This is a genomic window from Paucibacter sp. M5-1 (assembly GCF_027498415.2).
Lineage (GTDB): Bacteria > Pseudomonadota > Gammaproteobacteria > Burkholderiales > Burkholderiaceae_C > Roseateles_E.
Map to the genome: position 1 here is coordinate 3,158,275 of NZ_JAPZLM020000001.1, position 17,319 is coordinate 3,175,593.

Here is a 17,319-nt window from a genome sequence, read left to right on the forward strand (position 1 = left end):
TGACGCAAACAACGCGGCATCATCGGCCCATGCACCTGCCCGACAGCCCCGAACCCCAGATCCGCCGCTACCAGCGCTTTCTGCGCGAGACGCGCGGCCTGAGCTTCGAGCGCTACGAGGACCTGTGGCAATGGTCCATCACCGAGCTCGATGCCTTCTGGCTGAGCCTGTGGGAGTTCTTCGAGCTGCGCTCGGCGACGCCGTTCGAACGCGCCCTGGTCGACGACCGCATGCCCGGTGCACGCTGGTTCGAAGGGGCGACGCTGAACCTGGCGGACCAGGCCCTGCGCCATGCCGAGACCGGCACCAAGCGGCCGGCCATCGTCTGGAGCACCGAGGCCATGCTGGCGCGCGGCGAACTGGCCGAGCTCGGCTGGCCCGAGCTGCGCGGCCAGGTCGGCGCCTTCGCGGCGGCGCTGCGCGCGCTGGGTGTGCAGCGCGGTGACCGGGTGGTCGCCTATATGCCCAATATCCCGCAGACCGCCATCGCCTTCCTGGCCACAGCCAGCCTCGGCGCGGTCTGGTCGGTCTGCTCGCCGGACATGGGCGCGATGGCGGTGCTGGACCGCTTCCGCCAGATCGAGCCGAGGGTGCTGATCGCGGTGGACGGCTACACCTACGGCGGCCAGGCGGTCGACCGCCGGCCGCTGCTGGGCGAGCTGCGCGACCAGCTGCCCAGCCTGCGGCATCTGGTGCTGCTGCCCTGGCTGGACCCGCAGGCCGACGCGGCGGCGCTGGGCGCGCTGGACTTCAACGCGCTGCTGGCGCGCGAGGACCTGGCCCCGGTGGCGCCCGAGCCGCTGCCCTTTGACCACCCGCTGTGGATCGTCTACTCCAGCGGCACCACCGGCCTGCCCAAGCCCATCGTGCACGGCCATGGCGGCATCGTGCTGGAGGCACTGAAGGGCGGGGTGTTGCACAACGATCTGAGGCCCGAGGACCGCTTCCACTGGTACAGCTCGACCGGCTGGATCATGTGGAACTGCCAGGTCAATGCGCTGCTGGGCGGCACGACCATCTGCCTGTTCGACGGCAGCCCCGGCGGCCCGCGGGAGCGGCCGGACTGGGGCACGCTGTGGCGCTTCGCGGCGCTGGCCCGGGTCAGCTGGTTCGGCGCCGGCGCGGCCTTCTATGCCAGCTGCCTGAAGGCCGATGTGCGGCCGCAGCAGGTCGGCGATCTGGCGGCGCTGCGCGCTGTCGGCGCCACCGGCAGCCCGCTGGCCGACGAGAGCTATGACTGGATCTGGCAACGCCTGCCCGAGGTCGGCGGGCGGCCGATCTGGATCGCCTGCATCAGCGGCGGCACCGACTTCGCCGGCGCCTTCCTGGCCGGCCTGCCAACGCTGCCGCTGCGGCGCGGCCAGATGCAGTGCCGCTGCCTGGGCGCGGCGGTCTATGCCTTCGGCGAGCCGGACGCGATGGGCCGGGGCCAGGCCTTGAGCGATGCGGTCGGCGAGCTGGTCTGCACCCGACCGATCCCGTCGATGCCCCTGCGCTTCTGGGGCGACCCGGATGGCAAGCGCTATCTGGAGAGCTATTTCGAGATGTACCGCGGCCCGAACGGCGAGGGCATCTGGCGCCACGGCGACTGGCTGCGCATCACGCCCGAGGGCGGCGCCATCATCTATGGCCGTTCCGACGCGACCATCAACCGCCACGGCATCCGCATGGGCACGGCCGAGCTCTACCGCGCGGTGGAGCAGTTCCCGGAGGTGCTGGACAGCCTGGTGGTGGACCTCGAATACCTGGGGCGCGACAGCTATATGCCGCTGTTCCTGGTGCTGCGCGAGGGCCTGACCCTCGACGAGGCCTTGACGCGGCGCTTGCGCGAGGCCATCAGGACTGCGCTGTCGGCCCGCCATCTGCCCAGCGAGATCCTGCAGGTGGCGGCGATCCCGCGCACGCTGTCGGGCAAGAAGATGGAGCTGCCGGTCAAGAAGCTGCTGCTGGGCGCGGCGCCCGAGACGGTGTTCAAGCGCGATGCGATGGCCAATGCCGACTGCGTCGACTGGTTCTGCGACTTCGCCGCGCGGCGCCGGTCCTCGCTACCCCCCATCTAGGCTGTTGCCCGAGCTTCCCGGCGCCCGGGCGCCGGCGTATGCTGATCGCACAACACCAGGCTGTCGCACTGTTTCGACAAGCCTTCATCGCCAGGGATGCAACGCCAGCAGCAGGAGCGCCCATGCGCTTGCCATCCCCGGCCCGGCCCGTCAGCAAGCTTGATCTGCTGATCTGGGCCTTGCCGGCCCTGGGCCTGGCCATCATCGGCGCACTCTGGTGGATGGTGCTGCAGACGTTGGACGGCGAGCGCGCGCTGGTCGAACGCGAGATCGAGCAGCGCGGCAACGGCCTGAACCAGGCCTTCTCGGAACACACGCGGCGCAGCCTGCAGCAGATCGACCAGATCACCGCCTTTGTCGCCAGCGATCTGGAGCACGGCCTGGGCCGCAGCAGCGAGCGCGCCGCCGCCGAAGCCGGCCTGGCCCGGCTGCTGAGGCTGGGCCTGGACGATCTGCCGGGCGTCAGGTCGCTCTATATCGCCGACGCCCAGGGCCGGCTGCTGAGCAGCTCGCGGCCGGCCGAGCCGGGCGAGATCGCCGGCAAGCCGCACTTCCTGGTGCATCGCGAGGGCCAGCGGCGCGGCCTGCATATCGGCAGGCCCGAGCAGATCGCCGGCGATCCCTCGTGGCGCCTGCATCTGACACGGCGGCTGCAGCATGCGGACGGCGGCTTTGCCGGCGTCGTCGGCGTCGTGATGGACCCCTACTACTTCACCGACTTCTACCGTGCCAGCCAGTTCGGCGACCAGGGCGTCGTCGGCCTGCTGGGCCTGGACTGGGTGCTGCGGGCGCGGCGCTCGGGCGAGCGGGTCTGGTTCGGCGAGGTGTCCGGCACCCGCACGCTGATCCATCAGCTGGCGCGCTGGCCGCAAGGCAGCTATCTGGCCACCAGCCGGCTCGACGGCGTGCACCGCCGCATGGCCTACCAGACGCTGGAGGACTACCAGATGGTGGTGTTCACCGGTCTGAGCCTGCCCGAGGCGCTGGCGCCCTACCAGGCACGCCGCGCCGCCGCGCTGCGCGCCACCGGCATAGCCAGCCTGACCCTGATGCTGGCCTTCGGCGGCCTGAGCTTCGCGGCCATCACGCTGCGGCGCAGCCAGGCCTCGCGCGAGCGGGCACGGGCCCAGTTCGAGGCGGCCTCGAACGCCAGCCTGGACGCCTTCTGGATCCTGCGCGCCGAGCGAGCGGCCGATGGCCGCCTGCTCGACTTCCGCTTCACCCACTGCAATGACCGCGGCGCCGAGCTGCTGCGCCGGCCCAAGGAGCAGATCCTCTGGCATACCCGCGCCGAGGTGTTCAAGACCGCCCGCGACCCGCGCTTTTTCGAGATGTATGCCCGGGTGCTGGAGAGCGGCCAGCCGCTGCGCGCCGAGTTCGTCATCGAGACGCCGCCGGCCGCCGGCCTGGTGCTGCAGCACCAGGTGGTGCCGGTCGGCGACGGCGTGGCCATCACCAGCCGCGATGTGACGGCCGAGCGCCGCCGCGAGCAGGCCATGCTGGACACGCAGGAGGCCTTGAGGGCGGCCGAGAAGCGCCTGCACGACATCACCGACCACCTGCCGGTGCTGATCGGCTATCTCGACGCGCAGGAGCGCCTGCTCTTCGTCAACGCCACCTTCAAGGACTGGCTGGGCATCGAACCCGGCACAGCGCTGGGGCGGCCGCTGCGCGAGGTGATCGGCGAGACGCTGTATGCGCAGCGCGCGCCCTGGCTGCACCGCGCGCTGGCCGGCGAGGCGGTCAGCTTCGAGCTGCAATCGGAGACGCTGGGCGTGAGCCGCTCGCTGAAGAACGAGTACCTGCCGGACATCGCCGCCTCCGGCGTCGTGCAAGGCCTCTACACGCTGAGCCAGGATGTCTCGGCGCTCAAATCGGTGCAGCGCGAGCTGCAGCTGCTGGCCCGGCACGACAGCCTGACCGGCCTGCCGAACCGGCATCACTTCGACGAACTGCTGGGCCAGGCGCTGCGCCGCGCCCAGCGCAGCGGCAGCGCGCTGGCCTTGCTGTTCCTGGACATCGACCGGTTCAAGTCCATCAACGACAGCCTGGGCCACGCGATGGGCGATGCGGTGCTGCAGGAGTTCGCGCGGCGCCTGCAGCGCAGCGTGCGCAGCACCGACACGGTGGCGCGGCTGGCCGGCGACGAGTTCGTCATCATCCTGGAGGGCCTGGGCGGCGAGGCCGAGCCGGCTGCGGTCGCCGCCAAGATCGTCGCGGCCATGGGCCCGCGCTTCGAGCTGCAGGGCCAGCAGCTGCAGGTCTCCACCAGCATAGGCCTGGCCCAGCACCAGGGCGGGGCCATCACGCCGGCCGAGCTGCTGGCCCGTGCCGACGAGGCGCTCTATCAGGCCAAGAAGGCCGGGCGCAACACCTACCGCGTCGCCGGCGTCTGAGCGCGGAACTCGGCCGCGTCGGCCGAGCGGCGCAGGCCGATCCACTCCAGCGCCGCGAAGCCCAGCACACCGAACGCATGCAGGGCCAGATAGGCCAGGCCCCAGCCGGTCGGCTCAACAGCCCCGCTCAGCGCCAGCGCGATGCAGGCCAGCGCCCAGCCGATATTGCCCACCACCACGACGCCGACCAGGGCCGACCAGAGCCGGCCGCGCGAGGCCATCAGCAGCAGCAGCGCCACATAGAAGACCAGGAAGAGGCCGCTCTCCAGCAGCAGCGGCTTGGGCAGACCCAGCAGCCCGGCCATGGGCGCCGCGAACAGCAGCTGCGCGGCCGCGATGCTGCCGCTGACGACGGCATCGGCCAGCAGCGCAAGCTTGAGGATCGGGGAGGATTGAACGGTTCTCATGGCTTTCTCCGGTAGGTCATTGCACAGGGACTGGCGCTACTGTGCGGGACCGCCCGGACGCTGTCGATGACCTGCGGGGTCATAGGACGCCCCGCCCGCTTCAGCCCGGCAGCGCGATCACGACACCCGACTCCTCGACCGCCGCCAGCGCGGCCCGGCCCGGCGCCAGCCCGTGGCCGGCCGCCGCGAAGCCGACCAGGCTGATGCCGCCGGCCAGCTGCAGCACGACCTCGCCGGCCGTGCGCGCACGGCGCAGCACCGTGCCCGGCAGCAGATTGCGCGCCGGGCCGGCCTCGAGCTGCGCCGCCACCTGCACCGCGGTGGCCTTGCACAGCGCCAGCACCGGCAGACCGCGCGCCAGGCCCAGCAGCTCGGCGCTCTCGCGCGTGATGCGCGAGAACAGGCGCCCGCCTTGGGGCAGGGCCAGCTCCACCCGCAGCAGCCCCTGCTGCGCACGCAGCGCCGCGACCGTGCAGGGGAACTGGTTGCGCATGCTGGTGCGCACGCCGGTGCTCGCCACCGTGCCGCCCGGGGCCAGCCGGGCCAGCACCTCGGCGCGCGCGCGGCTCAGCGCCGCCTCGGCCGCCAGCACCCGCTCGCCCTCGGCGGTCAGCCGCGCACCGCCGCCACCGGCGCCGCCGACCAGCTTCTCGACCAGGGGCATGCCGGCCAGATTGCTCAGGGTTTCGATGGCCTGCCAGGCCGCCTTGTAGCTGACGCCGGCCTCGCGGGCCGCCTGCGAGATCGAACCGACCGCGCCGACGCGGCGCAGGATGGCGATGCGCTTGTCGCCGGCCTCGTGGCGCAGCACCTCGCTCAGATCGGAGTGGGCGTTGTTCATGCGCCCATCCTAACCAGCGGCCTATACTGGCGCTATTCTTGTTTGGAATAGCGAGGTTGCCGTGCTGCGTTTTTCCGTCATGCTGCTGCTCATCGTGCTGCTCGGCAGGGTTCATGCGGCCGAGGTGCAGGTGGCCGTGGCCGCCAACTTCAGCGCGGCCATGCAGAAGATCGCCCAGGCCTTCGAGCAGGACAGTGGCCACCAGGTCAGGCTGGCCTTCGGCTCGACCGGCAAGTTCTACGCCCAGATCAGGAACGGCGCGCCCTTCCAGCTGCTGCTGGCCGCCGACGATACGACGCCGGAGCGGCTGGTGGCCGAGGGCCTGGGGCTGGCCGAGAGCCGCTTCAGCTATGCGACCGGCCGGCTGGTGCTGTGGAGCAAACAGCCCGGCCTGGTGGACGCCCAGGGCGCGGTGCTCAGAAAGGCCGGCGCCTTCGAGCGCATCGCGCTGGCCGACCCCAAGGTGGCACCCTATGGTGCCGCCGCTATCCAGGCCCTGGGCAAGCTGGGCCTGCTGGAGGCGCTGACGCCGAAGTTCGTGCAGGGCGAGAGCATTGCCCAGACCTATCAGTTCATCGCCACCGAGAACGCGGCGCTGGGTTTTGTCGCGCTGAGCCAGGTGCAGGTGGACGGGCGTATCGCCCACGGCTCGGCCTGGATCGTGCCGGCCCACCTGCACGAGCCTATCCGCCAGGACGCGCTGCTGCTGAAGGCCGGGCTCGGCAATCCGGCCGCCGCGGCGCTGCTGCAATACCTGCGCGGCGACAAGGCCCGCGCCATCATCCGCGCCCACGGCTACGAGCTGTGAAGAGGACTCGCTGATGCCACTGGACCCCGCCGCCTGGCAGGCGATCGCGCTGACGCTGAAGCTGGCCGGCCTGACCACCCTGCTCTTGCTGCTGCTGGCCACGCCGCTGGCCTGGTGGCTGGCCCAGACGCGCTCGCGCTGGCGCGCCCCGGTCGCCGCGCTGGTGACCCTGCCCCTGGTGCTGCCGCCGACCGTGCTGGGCTTCTACCTGCTGGTGCTGATGGGGCCGAGCGGCCCGCTGGGCCAGCTGACGCTGGCACTGGGCTGGGGCACGCTGCCCTTCACTTTCAGCGGCCTGCTGATCGGCTCCATCCTTTTTTCGCTGCCTTTTGCGGTGCAGCCCATCCAGCATGCCTTCGAAGCCATCGGGCCGCGTGCGATGGAGGTGGCCGCCACACTGCGCGCCCGGCCGCTCGATGCCTTCTTCACGGTGGCGCTGCCGCTGGCCCGGCCGGGTCTGGCCACGGCGGCCATCCTGAGCTTCGCGCACACGGTCGGCGAGTTCGGCGTGGTGCTGATGATGGGCGGCAATATCCCGGGCCAGACCCGTGTCGTCTCGACCCTGATCTACGGCCATGTCGAGGCGCTGGAATATGCCCAGGCCCATTGGCTGGCCGGCGGCATGCTGCTGTTCTCCTTCGCCGTGCTGCTGATCCTGGCGCTGATGAAGAATCGTCGCGCGCTGCCATGAACCAGGCCCACCAGATCCGCCTGCGCCTGCCACGCGCGGCCTTCGAACTGGCCGTGGACATCGAGCTGCCGGCGCGCGGCATCACTGCGCTGTTCGGCCCCTCCGGCTGCGGCAAGACCAGCCTGCTGCGCAGCGTCGCCGGGCTGGAACCCGGCGCCAGCGGCCGGGTGCAGATCGGCGGCGAGTGCTGGCAGGACGATGCGGCCGGGCTGTGCCTGCCCACCTGGCGACGTCCGCTGGGCTATGTGTTCCAGGAGGCCAGCCTGTTCGAGCATCTCGATGTGCAGGGCAATCTGCACTACGGCCTGAAACGCGCCGGCGGGGCGCGGGGCGCGCAGGCGCTGCGGCAGGCCATCGCGCTGCTGGGCATCGGCGGCCTGCTGAAGCGCTCGAGCGCGCAGCTCTCGGGCGGCGAGCGCCAGCGCGTCGCAATCGCCCGCGCGCTGGCCACCGGCCCGCGCCTGCTGCTGCTGGACGAACCGCTGGCGGCGCTGGACCTCGCCCGCAAGCAGGAGATCCTGCCCTGGCTGGAGCGGCTGCGTGACGAGCTCAACATCCCCATGCTCTACGTCACCCACGCGGTCGACGAGCTGGCCCGGCTGGCCGACCATCTGGTGCTGCTGGACCAGGGCCAGGTCCGCGCCGCCGGCCCGGTGGCCGAGCTGCTGGCCGCGATCGACAACCCGCTGCGCCTGGGCGATGAGGCGGGCGCGCTGCTGAACGGCACGCTGGCCGAGCGCGACCCGCGCTGGCATCTGTGCCGCGTCGCCTTCGAGGGCGGCAGCCTCTGGCTCAAGGACAGCGGCCTGGCCCCGGGTCAGCCGCTGCGGCTGCGCGTGCTGGCGCGCGATGTCAGCATCGCCACCGAACAGCCGCGCCACAGCAGCATCCAGAACCAGCTGCCCTGCGTGATCGAGAGCATGGCCGAGCATGCCCACCCTTCGCAGCTGCTGCTGCGACTGCGCTGCGGGCCGGCGGTGCTGCTGGCCCGCATCACCAGCAAGGCCGCCGACGAGCTGCAGCTGCGGCCCGGCCTGCCGGTCTGGGCCCTGGTCAAGTCGGTGGCGCTGGTGCAGTAGCGGTGATCGCCCAGGCGGGATCGATACAATCGCGCCCATGCCCCGCTGGCTTCGCGCCCTCCTCATTGCCCTGCTGATCCCGATCTACGGCCTTGCCGCCGTCGGCATCGTCGCTCCCGATGATGCGAATGCCGGGCAGCTGCGGGTCGAGGGCCATCAGAACCCCGAGGCCCTGGGCGACAGCTTCAGCGGCAATGTCGCCGACCTGGCCTTCGAGCTGGGCGACACCTCGGATGACGTCTCCGAAATCCCGCCCCCCGCCAGCCTGCTGACCGCCCCGGCCCCGGCGCCCACGGCGGTGCTGAGCGCCGCCGATTCGCGGCCGCCGACCAGCCGAGCGGAGACGCCGCTGCGGCCGCCGAAGGCCGACGCGCTGCGCGCCTGAACGCGCCTTGCCCGCTGGCCGGGCTTTCTGCGCCCCGGCTCGCCGCCGGCGGGCGCACTTATCCGACGTCGACACGGTCCACCCGCTCCCATGGAAATCGCCTTACTGTTTGTTCTGATCCTGATCAATGGCCTGTTCGCCATGTCCGAGATCGCCCTGGTCACCGCGCGCAAGGCGCGCATGCAAAAGCTGATCGACGAGGGCGACAAGTCCGCAGCCGCAGCCGTCAAGCTGGGCGAGGATCCAACCCGTTTCCTGTCCACCATCCAGATCGGCATCACCTCGATCGGCGTGCTCAACGGCATCGTCGGCGAGGCCGCGCTGGCCGGCCCGCTGGCGCTGTGGCTGCAGACCCTGGGCCTGGCGGCCGAGGTCGCCCGGCCCGGCGCCACCGTGCTGGTGGTGGTGCTGATCACCTACTTCTCCATCGTGCTGGGCGAACTGGTGCCCAAGCGGCTTGGCCAGTCGAACCCGGAGGCGGTGGCCCGGCTGGTGGCCACGCCGATCTCGGCACTGGCGATCGCGACCAAGCCCTTTGTGCGCCTGCTGTCGGGCTCGACCAATGCCTTGCTGCGCCTGCTGGGCGTCAAGGCCAGCAGCAGCTTCAATGTGACCGAGGAAGAGATCCATGCGGTGCTGGCCGAAGGCACCAGCGCCGGCGTGATCGAATCGCACGAGCACACCATGGTGCGCAATGTGTTCCGTCTCGACGACCGCCAGATCGGCTCGCTGATGGTGCCGCGTGGCGATGTGGTCTGCCTGGATCTGAATCTGCCTTTGGAGGAGAACCTGGCCCGCATCGAGGCCTCCGACCATGCCCGTTTCCCGGTGGTGCGCGAGGGCCTGAACGACATCGTCGGCGTGGTCAACGCCCGCCAGCTCTTGTCGCAGCTGATGCGCGGCGGTGCGCCCAAGCTCGACGAGCATCTGCAGCAGCCTCTGTATGTGCCGGAGACCTTGACCGGCATGGAGCTGCTGGACAACTTCCGCAGCTCCGATGTGCACATGGCGTTTGTGATCGACGAGTACGGCGAGGTGCAAGGCCTGCTGACGCTGCAGGACCTGGTCGAGGCCATCACCGGCGAGTTCCAGCCGGGCGATCCGGCCGATGCCTGGGCCGTGAAACGCGACGACGGCTCCTGGCTGCTCGACGGCCACATCCCGGTGCCCGAGCTGAAGGACCGGCTGGAGCTGGACGCGGTGCCCGAGGAGGAGCGCGGCCGCTATCACACGCTCAGCGGCATGATGATGCTGCTGACCGGTCGCCTGCCCAAGGTGGCCGACACGGTGGACTGGGAGGGCTGGCGCTTCGAGATCGTCGACATGGACGGCAAGACCATAGACAAGGTGCTGGCCAGCCGCGCGGCACGGCCCGGGGAGCACGACGGTGACAGGTTTGTTTAAGCCCTGCTGCATCGCGCTGTCCGTGCTGCTGCTCGGCTGTTCCGAGGGTTACCCCGGCGAGGACGCGCCGCTGATCAGCCCTTTCGACATGGGCAATGAGCAGCGCCTGCTGGCTCTCAACGAGATCGGCGCCGACGCCCACCCCGAGAGGCGCTGGCGCTTCGAGCTGATGCACGGCTGCCGGCTGGAGGTGGGCCACAAGCGCGGGAACAGCCGTCAGCTCAAGCAGGTCTTCGAGCTGCGGCGCGGCATGGATGTGGACGTCGCTTTCGACGAGCCGGACCAGACCTTCGACGTGCATCTGCTGGCCAGCGCCGCCGCCGATGCGCCGCGCCTGGGCACACTGCTGGAGAGCGAGGCCTGGACGGATGCAGTGCAGGCGGATCTGTTGCTGCAGCTGCTGATACGAGACTGTGGGGTTGGGACCTCGGCGCCCGCAGGCTGAACGGCAAACGCAAGGACGGGTGCTTACACCACCCAGTCCCGCTCCAGCCACTCGATGATCTGCGGCGCCTGCAGCGCGCCGTTGATGCGCTGACGCTCCTGGCCGTCGCGCAGCAGCAGCAGCGCCGGCAGGCCGCGCAGGCCCAGGCGCTGGGCCAGGCGCGGGTGCTTGTCGGTGTCGAGCCGGGCGAACACCAGCTGGCCCTTCATCTGGCGCGCCGCCAGCGCCAGCTGCGGCGCCATCATGCGGCTGGGCACGCACCAGGTGGCGGTCAGCTCCAGCACGATGGGCAGATCGGTGCCGCTGACCACCGCGTCGAAGTTCGCCTCGCCAAGCTCTACCGAGCCACCGTCCAGCAGCGGCCGGGTGCAGTGGTCACAGGCCGGGTTGTACCGGGCACCCGCTTCGTAAACGCGGTTCTTGCTCAGGCAATGGGAGCAGGTGATCAGCATGGTGGAGGACCTCGGAAAACTGGGGGAGCGCCCGCTCGAACGGCGGCATGGCCGAATTTTGAAGGTCGGCGGCCGCGCCAGGGGTTTCAAGAAGACCCAAGGCGTAACAGCCTGCTTCGCGCTCAGCCTCTAAAATCCGCCCCCCAGCGAAACGACACCAGCCCATGAACATCACCGTCAACGAAGACCTGCGCGCCTATATCGACCCGCTGACTCCCGAGGAACACGCGGCGCTGGAGCGCAGCATCCTGGCCGAGGGCTGCCGCGACGCGCTGGTGCTGTGGGGCGAGGTGCTGGTGGACGGCCACAACCGCTACGGCATCTGCCAGAAGCACGGCCTGCCCTTCCAGACCGTGCAGAATTCACGCTTCAAGTCCATCGAGGACGTGCATCTGTGGATGATCGACCAGCATCTGGGTCGGCGCAGCGTGTCGGACTTCCAGCGCGGCGTGCTGGCGCTGCGCAAGAAGGAACTGGTGGCGCAGCGCCGCGCCCAGATCCTGGCCAGCGAGCCGGTGCCGGCCCCCGCCGACAGCCAGACCCCCGAGCTGCCGCCGGTCGAGGCGCTGAACAGCCGCGAGGCCATCGCCCGGGCGGCCCGCATCAGCAGCAGCCAGGTGGTGCAGATCGAGAAGATCCAGAAGCAGGCCGCCCCCGAGCTGGTGGCCGCCGTCAAGGCCGGCGAGATCTCGATCAATGCGGCCGCCGCGGTGGCCAGCCTGCCGGTGGAGGAGCAGGTGGCCGCCGCTGCCGGCGGCAAGGATGAGCTGAAGCAGGCCGCGAAGCGGGTGCGCGAGGCCAGCAAACCCAGCAAAGCCAAGCCCGCGCCGGAAGAAGAGACCGTGACGGCCGAAGCGGCGCCGGCCAGCGAGCTGGAACGCCTGCAGGCCCGGGTTGCCGAGCTGGAAGCCGAGAACGCCGCGCTGCGCCAGCAGCTGGCCGCGCTGCAGTAAAGAGAGCCGCCGCCTTCAGGGCGCGGCCGCCAGCCGCTCGGCCAGATCGCCGCCCAGCTGCTGCATGAAGGCGCGCACCCGGGCGGTGTCGCGCAGGTCCGGATGGGTCAGCAGCCAGACCGGGATGCTCATGTCGGGCAGCACCGCGGAGACCGGCAGCAGCTGAGGCTCATGGGCCTCGGCCAGCGTCGGCAGCAGGGCCAGGCCCAGGCCGGTGCGGGCCATCGCGGCGGCCGACTGCATCAGGTCGGCCCGCATCACAATGCGCTCGTCCGCCACATGGCGGCGCAGCCAGCGGTCATAGAAACGCGAGCTGCGGTCGCGCTCGTAGCCAATCCAGGGATAGTCCTGGCACAGCCGCGCCACCGGCGTCTCGGCCTGCGGCAGATCGGGTGCGCCGCGCGCCGCATAGATGCGCATGCGCATCTCGCCGAGCCGGCGCCCGACCAGATGCTCAGGCACCTGGGCACTCATGCGCAGCGCGACATCGGCATCACGGCGCGACAGATCGACCAGGGCCGAGCTCTCGCTGATCTCGACCGCAATGCCCGGGTGGGCGCGGGCAAAGGCGGCCAAGGGCCCGGGCAGCAGGTAGAGCATCGCGACAAAGGCGGTCGTCAGACGCAGCTGGCCCTGCAACGCGGTGTCACGGCCCAGGATGCGGCGCTGCAGCTCGGCCACGCCGGGCGCCATCTCGCGCGCCTGGGCCGCCATCAGCTCGCCGGCCTCGGTGGGGCGGTAGCCCTGGCGGTGGCGCTCGAACAGGCGGGCGCCGAGGCGCTGCTCCAGCGCATCGAGGCGGCGCAGCACCGTCGTGTGCTGCACGCCCAGGGCGCGGGCCGCGCCGGCCAGCGAGCCGGCCTCGGCAATCGCCAGCGCATAGCGCAGATCGTCCCAGTTCAGCGATTCGGCGGGATGTTCGGTCGATGGGGTTGTCATGTGCAAATTTGCAAGTTCAGTCTGCACGTTCAGCCATTGTTCGTGCAATGGCGCAAACATAGCATCCAGACCAGCCCGCGCAAACCGCGCGGGATCGCCCCAGGAGGACCCGATGAGCAAGATCTTGCCGCTGCGGCCACGCACCACGCCCCCGACCCAGTCACCGTCGCCAGCGGGCCCGGCTCGCCCGCTGCTGGACCGCTGGTTCCTGGCCTGGGCCGAGAAGGCCGAGGCGCGCTGGGCGCGCCTTCCCCTGTCCCGCTACTACTGAGAGCTCACGCCATGCCCCTGGTCACCGTCACCGTCCGCCAGCCCAAGCCGGCGAGCTTCAAGAACACCGTGCTCGACGCGGTCCATGCCGCCCTGGTCGCCTCCGGCGTGCCGGCCACCGACCGCTTTCAGCGCGTGCTGGAGCTGCCGGCCGAGAACCTGCGCATCGATCCGCGCTATCCCGATCTGCAGGCCGATCGCGGCGCCGATTTCGTGCTGATCGAGATCCTCTGGTCGGTCGGGCGCAGCGTCAAGGTCAAGAAAAAACTGCTGCAGCAGCTGATGGCCGATCTGGCCGAGGCCGGCATCGACACCGAGCAGGTGATGGTCGGCTTTGTCGAGACCAGCTGGGAGAACTGGTCATTCGGCGGCGGCCGGCTGCTGCATGTTTAGCTAGATCGGCAGCTCGGTGTAGTAGCGCCCGCCGTGGAAGATCAGCGGCTGGGCGTTCGGGGCCCAGTGGCAGCTCTCGACCTCGCCGACGAAGATCACATGGTCGCCCTCCTGGTACTGGCTGCGGTTGGCGCATTCGAACACCGCCGCGACGCCCTCCAGCACCGGCGCACCGCCGGCGCCCTCGCGCCAGGGAACGCCGGCAAAGCGGTCGATGTCGCGGGTCGCGAAGCGCTGGGCCAGGGCCTTCTGGTCGGCCGCCAGGATGTTGATCGCGTAATGCGAGCCGCGGCTGAACACCGGCATCGAGCCGGCCTTCATCGCCAGACTCCACAGCACCAGCGGCGGCGCCAGCGACACCGAGTTGAAGGAGTTGGCGGTCAGCCCCACCAGGCTGCCGTCATCGGCGCGCGCGGTGACGATGGTGACGCCGGTGGCGAACATGCCCAGGGCCGAACGGAATTGCTGGCTGTCGAAACCGGCAGCGGAGGGGGGGGTGCTGGACATCGTGCGATTGTCCTTCAGCGGGCATCACCGGGCTCGGCGCTGGACAAATCGGAATCTGTCCCAAAATAGCCCCCATGGCTGAACACACCCACTTCCAGGTTCTTGAGAATCCTCATCTGCCCAGCGCGCCGCGCTATGGCTTCGGCCGCTGCGACTGCCGCACCTGCGGGGATGCTGCGCCGGCCCTGCCGCAGCGCCGGCTGTTCACCGGCCTGCTGGCCGGCGGCGCCACGCTGGCCGGCCTGCCCGCCTGGGCCCAGGAGGGCGTCAATGTCGGCAAGCAGAGCAAGCTGACCAGCCTGGTGCCGGCCGAGCAGGTCGAGAACGCCGGCGCCCAGCAGTACCAGCAGATGATGGCCGAGGCCAAGCAAAAGGGCGTGCTGGCGCCGGCCAACCATCCGCAGCTGCTGCGCCTGCGCGCGATCGCCGAGCGCATCGTGCCGCAGTCCTATGGCTGGAACCCGCGCGCGCGGCAGTGGCGCTGGGAGGTCAATCTGCTCGGCAGCGAGCAGCTCAACGCCTTCTGCATGCCGGGCGGCAAGATCGCGTTCTATTACGGCATCCTCGAAAAGCTCAAGCTCGATGACGACGAGGTCGCGGCCATCATGGGCCATGAGATCGCCCACGCGCTGCGCGAGCATGCGCGCGAGCGCATGGCCAAGACCACGGCCACCCGGGTCGGCGCCGGCCTGCTGTCCAGCCTGCTGGGCCTGGGCAATGTCGGCGACACCTTGCTGAATATGGGTGGCCAGCTGCTGACCCTGAAGTTCAGCCGCGAGGACGAAACCGAGGCCGATCTGGTGGGCCTGGAACTCGGTGCACGGGCCGGCTACCGGCCCGAGGCCGGCGTCAGCCTGTGGCAGAAGATGGGCAAGGCCAGCGAAGGCGCGCCGCCGCAATGGCTGTCCACCCACCCGGCCGGGCCGACCCGCATTCGCGATATCGAGGCCAATATTCCCAAGGTCGAGGGTCTGTATGCGCGGGCCGAGAAGCCGGCCAAGCAGTTCGAGGTGGCACCGCCGCTGCGCAAGCGCTCCTGAAGCGCGCGGCCGGCGCCTCACCAGCGCGCCGGCAGCGCCTTGCGCAGCTCGTAGCGCCCGGCCGAGCTGCGCACCAGATAGCCGCCCAGCTCCAGATCCTTCATCAGCTTGGAGACCATCTCGCGCGAGCAGCCCAGGCGCTGCGCCATCGCCTGGTGGGTCAGCCGCTCCTGGGGCCCGCTCTCCAGCAGGGCCTTGAGCCGGCCATAGACATCGTGCAGCGCCATCTGCTTGGCCGACAGCGTCGCGGCGCGGGCCAGGCGTATCACCTTGCTCAGCAGTTCCAGCGCGAACTCGGGATGCGCGGCGATATGGGCCAGGATGCTCTCACGCGTCAGCAGCACGCAGCGGCTGGTTTCCTCGGTGATGACGCTGGCCGCGCGCGGCCCGCCGTCCAGGCTCATCTCGCCGACATAGTCGCCGACGCCGTAGACGCTGTAGGTGATCTCGCGGCCGCGGGCATCGCAGCCATAGGCCCGCAAGCGGCCCGACAGCACCAGGTAGAGGCTGTCCCCCTGCGTACCTTCCTCGATCAGCACGGTGCCGCGACGGTAGCTGCGCACCACGCCGCGCGCGGCGAGTGCCGCCAGCGCGGGCGGCAGATCGGCCAGCGCTGGCTCGAAGATCTGCGCGAGAACGGTGCTGCTATCCATGCGGCGCGGCGTGCGTGGCACCAAGCCACGCCTCCTGCGCCAGATGTTACGGGATGTAGGCCCGGGGCGTCAGTCTCAGTTGTACAGCGCCGACATCAGCGGCGGCAGCACCGCCAGCTGGCGCAAGAGCTCGCGGATGCTGGGCGCACCGGACTTGGCCCGGATGCTCTGGATCTGGGTGCGCACGGTAGAGATCGCCACGCCCTGGGCCTGGGCCACGCTGCTGGGCTCGGCGCCGTCGCTGAGCGCCTTCAGCACCTCGGTCTCGGCCGGGGTCAGGCCGTAACGCAGCGCGAACCACTGTGCCGCCAGCGCGCCGCAGAGCTCGCGCCGCTCCAGCACCAGCAGCACCGCCGCCTGCTCGACATCGCGGTTCAGCGGCACCACCACCACATTGGCCTGCTCGGCCCCCTCGCCCAGGCGCAGCAGGCAGCGCCGGCCCTCACGCTCGGCATGGGCCAGGGCCTCGAACAGCGGTTTGACATCCTTGGCGCAGCGCGCCCGCAGCTGGCCGCCCAGCAGCTGCAGCGGATGCCGCGCATCCATCGCCAGGCGGGCCGCGCGGTTGCTGTGCAGCAGCTCGCCGCGCTGGTTCAGCAGCAGCACGCCGTAGTCCAGCTCCTCCAGCACCAGGCCGAGCCAGTGGCTGCTCAGCGAGGCGGCGCGGCGGCGCTCGGGAACGGCCGTGCTGCGCGAAACGGTGGAAACAGCGGAAACGGTGGCCAAGTCGATTGCATTCATTGCTGAGCTCCCTGAAGCGCTACCGAGTGATGACAGCGTGATCAGAAGCTTAGGGCCAGGTCTTGTGCGGCGGCGGTGAATCTTGGCGCCCGCGTTTGTGAAGTATTCACCTGTCATCCCTAACATAAGGGTTGCTGCGGCGCTCGCGGCCGAAGCTGCTCTCCGGGCCATGGCCGGGAATGAAGACGGTGTCGTCGCCCATCGGCCAGAGCCGCCCGGTGATCGAGGCGATCAGCGTGGCGTGGTCGCCGCCGGGGAAGTCGGTGCGACCGATGCTGCCGGCGAACAGCACATCGCCGACAAAGCAGCGCTTGGCCGCCACCGAGTGAAACACCACATGGCCCGGCGTGTGGCCCGGGCAATGCCGCACCTGCAGGGTTTCGTGGCCGATGCTGACCGTGTCGCCATCGGCCAGCCAGCGCGTCGGGGTGAAGGACTCGGCCGGCGGGAAGCCGAACATCTGGCTTTGCTGCGGCAGGCCATCGATCCAGAACTGGTCGCCCGGGTGCGGCCCGATGATGGGCAGGCCCTGGCTGCGCGCCAGCTCGCCGGTGCCGCCGGCATGGTCGATATGGGCATGGGTCAGCCAGATCGCCTTCAGGGTCAGGTCATGCTCGCGCACCGCCGCCAGCAGGCGCGGCAGCTCGCCGCCGGGATCGATGACCGCCGCCTCGCGGCTGGCATCGCACCAGACGAGGGAGCAGTTCTGCTGGAAGGCGGTCACGGGCAGGGTCAGGTATTGCAGGCTCATGGGAGGCGCGGGCTCGAACCGAAGTGCAAAGCCGCCATTCTGCAGAACTGCGGCGGCAAGGCCGCCAACCCTCGGTTACATTGCATCGCACGAGCCGCATCAAC

General features: G+C 70.3%; 20 protein-coding genes. 12 read left to right on the top strand and 8 right to left on the bottom strand.

Translation table 11 applies throughout. The features are described 5' to 3' along the window. The first annotated feature begins 29 nt into the window (after nt 1-29). Nucleotides 30-2,060 carry an acetoacetate--CoA ligase gene (locus tag O5M90_RS14770; RefSeq protein ID WP_269839342.1) on the top strand — a complete coding sequence of 677 codons (2,031 nt, stop codon included), beginning with the start codon at nt 30-32 and terminating at the stop codon, nt 2,058-2,060. Between the two features lie 122 nt (nt 2,061-2,182). After that, nucleotides 2,183-4,456: a diguanylate cyclase domain-containing protein gene (locus O5M90_RS14775; protein WP_269839343.1), complete on the top strand. Its 2,274-nt coding sequence runs from the start codon at nt 2,183-2,185 to the stop codon at nt 4,454-4,456. On the opposite strand, the gene O5M90_RS14780 is transcribed toward O5M90_RS14775, so the two are convergent. After that, on the bottom strand, nt 4,435-4,863 hold the full coding sequence (locus tag O5M90_RS14780; protein WP_269839344.1) for a hypothetical protein: 429 nt from the start codon (nt 4,861-4,863) through the stop codon (nt 4,435-4,437). The genes O5M90_RS14775 and O5M90_RS14780 overlap by 22 nt on opposite strands. 100 nt (nt 4,864-4,963) lie before the next feature. Next, entirely contained in the window at nt 4,964-5,704 is a 741-nt protein-coding gene (locus O5M90_RS14785; RefSeq protein ID WP_269839345.1) for a TOBE domain-containing protein, read from the bottom strand. Nucleotides 5,705-5,783: 79 nt separating this feature from the next. Between O5M90_RS14785 and modA the strand changes: the two genes are divergently transcribed. The 6 genes from modA (at nt 5,784) to O5M90_RS14815 (ending at nt 10,516) form a co-directional block, all read left to right on the top strand. Beyond that, nucleotides 5,784-6,512, top strand: coding sequence for a molybdate ABC transporter substrate-binding protein (gene modA / locus O5M90_RS14790; RefSeq protein ID WP_269840078.1), 729 nt, complete (start codon nt 5,784-5,786; stop codon nt 6,510-6,512). 13 nt (nt 6,513-6,525) lie between these two features. Next, nucleotides 6,526-7,203, top strand: coding sequence for a molybdate ABC transporter permease subunit (modB, locus tag O5M90_RS14795; RefSeq protein WP_269839346.1), 678 nt, complete (start codon nt 6,526-6,528; stop codon nt 7,201-7,203). Beyond that, nucleotides 7,200-8,282 carry a molybdenum ABC transporter ATP-binding protein gene (gene modC, locus O5M90_RS14800; protein WP_269839347.1) on the top strand — a complete coding sequence of 361 codons (1,083 nt, stop codon included), beginning with the start codon at nt 7,200-7,202 and terminating at the stop codon, nt 8,280-8,282. The genes modB and modC overlap by 4 nt, the downstream gene beginning before the upstream one ends. A 37-nt stretch (nt 8,283-8,319) precedes the next feature. Continuing rightward, a complete protein-coding gene (locus tag O5M90_RS14805) occupies nt 8,320-8,667 on the top strand; it encodes a hypothetical protein (RefSeq protein WP_269839348.1) in 348 nt (115 codons plus the stop codon). Between the two features lie 90 nt (nt 8,668-8,757). After that, on the top strand, nt 8,758-10,071 hold the full coding sequence (locus O5M90_RS14810; protein WP_269839349.1) for a hemolysin family protein: 1,314 nt from the start codon (nt 8,758-8,760) through the stop codon (nt 10,069-10,071). Further along, the gene (locus O5M90_RS14815) at nt 10,055-10,516 is read left to right on the top strand and encodes a hypothetical protein (RefSeq protein ID WP_269839350.1); all 462 of its coding nucleotides are present in this window, start codon (nt 10,055-10,057) and stop codon (nt 10,514-10,516) included. Before O5M90_RS14810 ends, O5M90_RS14815 begins: the two co-directional genes overlap by 17 nt. 23 nt (nt 10,517-10,539) lie before the next feature. Here O5M90_RS14815 and O5M90_RS14820 read toward each other — a convergent pair whose 3' ends face one another. Next, the gene (locus tag O5M90_RS14820; RefSeq protein WP_137942495.1) at nt 10,540-10,968 is read right to left on the bottom strand and encodes a thioredoxin family protein; all 429 of its coding nucleotides are present in this window, start codon (nt 10,966-10,968) and stop codon (nt 10,540-10,542) included. 164 nt (nt 10,969-11,132) lie between these two features. Between O5M90_RS14820 and O5M90_RS14825 the strand changes: the two genes are divergently transcribed. Continuing rightward, on the top strand, nt 11,133-11,921 hold the full coding sequence (locus O5M90_RS14825; protein ID WP_269839351.1) for a plasmid replication/partition related protein: 789 nt from the start codon (nt 11,133-11,135) through the stop codon (nt 11,919-11,921). 15 nt (nt 11,922-11,936) lie between these two features. Here the strand turns inward: O5M90_RS14825 and O5M90_RS14830 are convergent, their stop codons facing one another. After that, the gene (locus O5M90_RS14830) at nt 11,937-12,860 is read right to left on the bottom strand and encodes a LysR family transcriptional regulator (RefSeq protein ID WP_269839352.1); all 924 of its coding nucleotides are present in this window, start codon (nt 12,858-12,860) and stop codon (nt 11,937-11,939) included. 112 nt (nt 12,861-12,972) lie between these two features. Here O5M90_RS14830 and O5M90_RS14835 point away from each other — a divergent pair, with 112 nt between their 5' ends. Beyond that, on the top strand, nt 12,973-13,131 hold the full coding sequence (locus O5M90_RS14835; RefSeq protein ID WP_269839353.1) for a hypothetical protein: 159 nt from the start codon (nt 12,973-12,975) through the stop codon (nt 13,129-13,131). Nucleotides 13,132-13,142: 11 nt separating this feature from the next. Beyond that, entirely contained in the window at nt 13,143-13,523 is a 381-nt protein-coding gene (locus tag O5M90_RS14840) for a tautomerase family protein (protein WP_137942492.1), read from the top strand. Here the strand turns inward: O5M90_RS14840 and O5M90_RS14845 are convergent, their stop codons facing one another. Beyond that, nucleotides 13,524-14,030: a flavin reductase family protein gene (locus tag O5M90_RS14845; RefSeq protein WP_137942482.1), complete on the bottom strand. Its 507-nt coding sequence runs from the start codon at nt 14,028-14,030 to the stop codon at nt 13,524-13,526. 74 nt (nt 14,031-14,104) lie between these two features. On the opposite strand from O5M90_RS14845, the gene O5M90_RS14850 reads away from it, so the two are divergent. After that, on the top strand, nt 14,105-15,070 hold the full coding sequence (locus O5M90_RS14850) for a M48 family metallopeptidase (RefSeq protein WP_269839355.1): 966 nt from the start codon (nt 14,105-14,107) through the stop codon (nt 15,068-15,070). Nucleotides 15,071-15,087: 17 nt separating this feature from the next. On the opposite strand, the gene O5M90_RS14855 is transcribed toward O5M90_RS14850, so the two are convergent. The 3 genes from O5M90_RS14855 to O5M90_RS14865 all read right to left on the bottom strand — a co-directional run bounded on the left by O5M90_RS14855 (nt 15,088) and on the right by O5M90_RS14865 (nt 17,215). Beyond that, the gene (locus tag O5M90_RS14855) at nt 15,088-15,723 is read right to left on the bottom strand and encodes a Crp/Fnr family transcriptional regulator (RefSeq protein WP_137942480.1); all 636 of its coding nucleotides are present in this window, start codon (nt 15,721-15,723) and stop codon (nt 15,088-15,090) included. A 75-nt stretch (nt 15,724-15,798) separates the two neighbouring features. Then, a complete protein-coding gene (locus O5M90_RS14860) occupies nt 15,799-16,464 on the bottom strand; it encodes a helix-turn-helix transcriptional regulator (RefSeq protein ID WP_171018218.1) in 666 nt (221 codons plus the stop codon). A gap of 106 nt (nt 16,465-16,570) precedes the next feature. Next, the gene (locus tag O5M90_RS14865; RefSeq protein WP_269839356.1) at nt 16,571-17,215 is read right to left on the bottom strand and encodes an MBL fold metallo-hydrolase; all 645 of its coding nucleotides are present in this window, start codon (nt 17,213-17,215) and stop codon (nt 16,571-16,573) included. Nucleotides 17,216-17,319: the final 104 nt, after the last annotated feature.

Coding starts and splice junctions, on each gene's coding strand:
- O5M90_RS14770 (WP_269839342.1), top strand. CDS start 30: ATGCACCTGCCCGACAGCCCCGAACCCCAGATCCGCCGCTACCAGCGC.
- O5M90_RS14775 (WP_269839343.1), top strand. CDS start 2,183: ATGCGCTTGCCATCCCCGGCCCGGCCCGTCAGCAAGCTTGATCTGCTG.
- O5M90_RS14780 (WP_269839344.1), bottom strand. CDS start 4,863: ATGAGAACCGTTCAATCCTCCCCGATCCTCAAGCTTGCGCTGCTGGCC.
- O5M90_RS14785 (WP_269839345.1), bottom strand. CDS start 5,704: ATGAACAACGCCCACTCCGATCTGAGCGAGGTGCTGCGCCACGAGGCC.
- modA (WP_269840078.1), top strand. CDS start 5,784: ATGCTGCTGCTCATCGTGCTGCTCGGCAGGGTTCATGCGGCCGAGGTG.
- modB (WP_269839346.1), top strand. CDS start 6,526: ATGCCACTGGACCCCGCCGCCTGGCAGGCGATCGCGCTGACGCTGAAG.
- modC (WP_269839347.1), top strand. CDS start 7,200: ATGAACCAGGCCCACCAGATCCGCCTGCGCCTGCCACGCGCGGCCTTC.
- O5M90_RS14805 (WP_269839348.1), top strand. CDS start 8,320: ATGCCCCGCTGGCTTCGCGCCCTCCTCATTGCCCTGCTGATCCCGATC.
- O5M90_RS14810 (WP_269839349.1), top strand. CDS start 8,758: ATGGAAATCGCCTTACTGTTTGTTCTGATCCTGATCAATGGCCTGTTC.
- O5M90_RS14820 (WP_137942495.1), bottom strand. CDS start 10,968: ATGCTGATCACCTGCTCCCATTGCCTGAGCAAGAACCGCGTTTACGAA.
- O5M90_RS14825 (WP_269839351.1), top strand. CDS start 11,133: ATGAACATCACCGTCAACGAAGACCTGCGCGCCTATATCGACCCGCTG.
- O5M90_RS14830 (WP_269839352.1), bottom strand. CDS start 12,860: ATGACAACCCCATCGACCGAACATCCCGCCGAATCGCTGAACTGGGAC.
- O5M90_RS14835 (WP_269839353.1), top strand. CDS start 12,973: ATGAGCAAGATCTTGCCGCTGCGGCCACGCACCACGCCCCCGACCCAG.
- O5M90_RS14840 (WP_137942492.1), top strand. CDS start 13,143: ATGCCCCTGGTCACCGTCACCGTCCGCCAGCCCAAGCCGGCGAGCTTC.
- O5M90_RS14845 (WP_137942482.1), bottom strand. CDS start 14,030: ATGTCCAGCACCCCCCCCTCCGCTGCCGGTTTCGACAGCCAGCAATTC.
- O5M90_RS14850 (WP_269839355.1), top strand. CDS start 14,105: ATGGCTGAACACACCCACTTCCAGGTTCTTGAGAATCCTCATCTGCCC.
- O5M90_RS14855 (WP_137942480.1), bottom strand. CDS start 15,723: ATGGATAGCAGCACCGTTCTCGCGCAGATCTTCGAGCCAGCGCTGGCC.
- O5M90_RS14860 (WP_171018218.1), bottom strand. CDS start 16,464: ATGAATGCAATCGACTTGGCCACCGTTTCCGCTGTTTCCACCGTTTCG.
- O5M90_RS14865 (WP_269839356.1), bottom strand. CDS start 17,215: ATGAGCCTGCAATACCTGACCCTGCCCGTGACCGCCTTCCAGCAGAAC.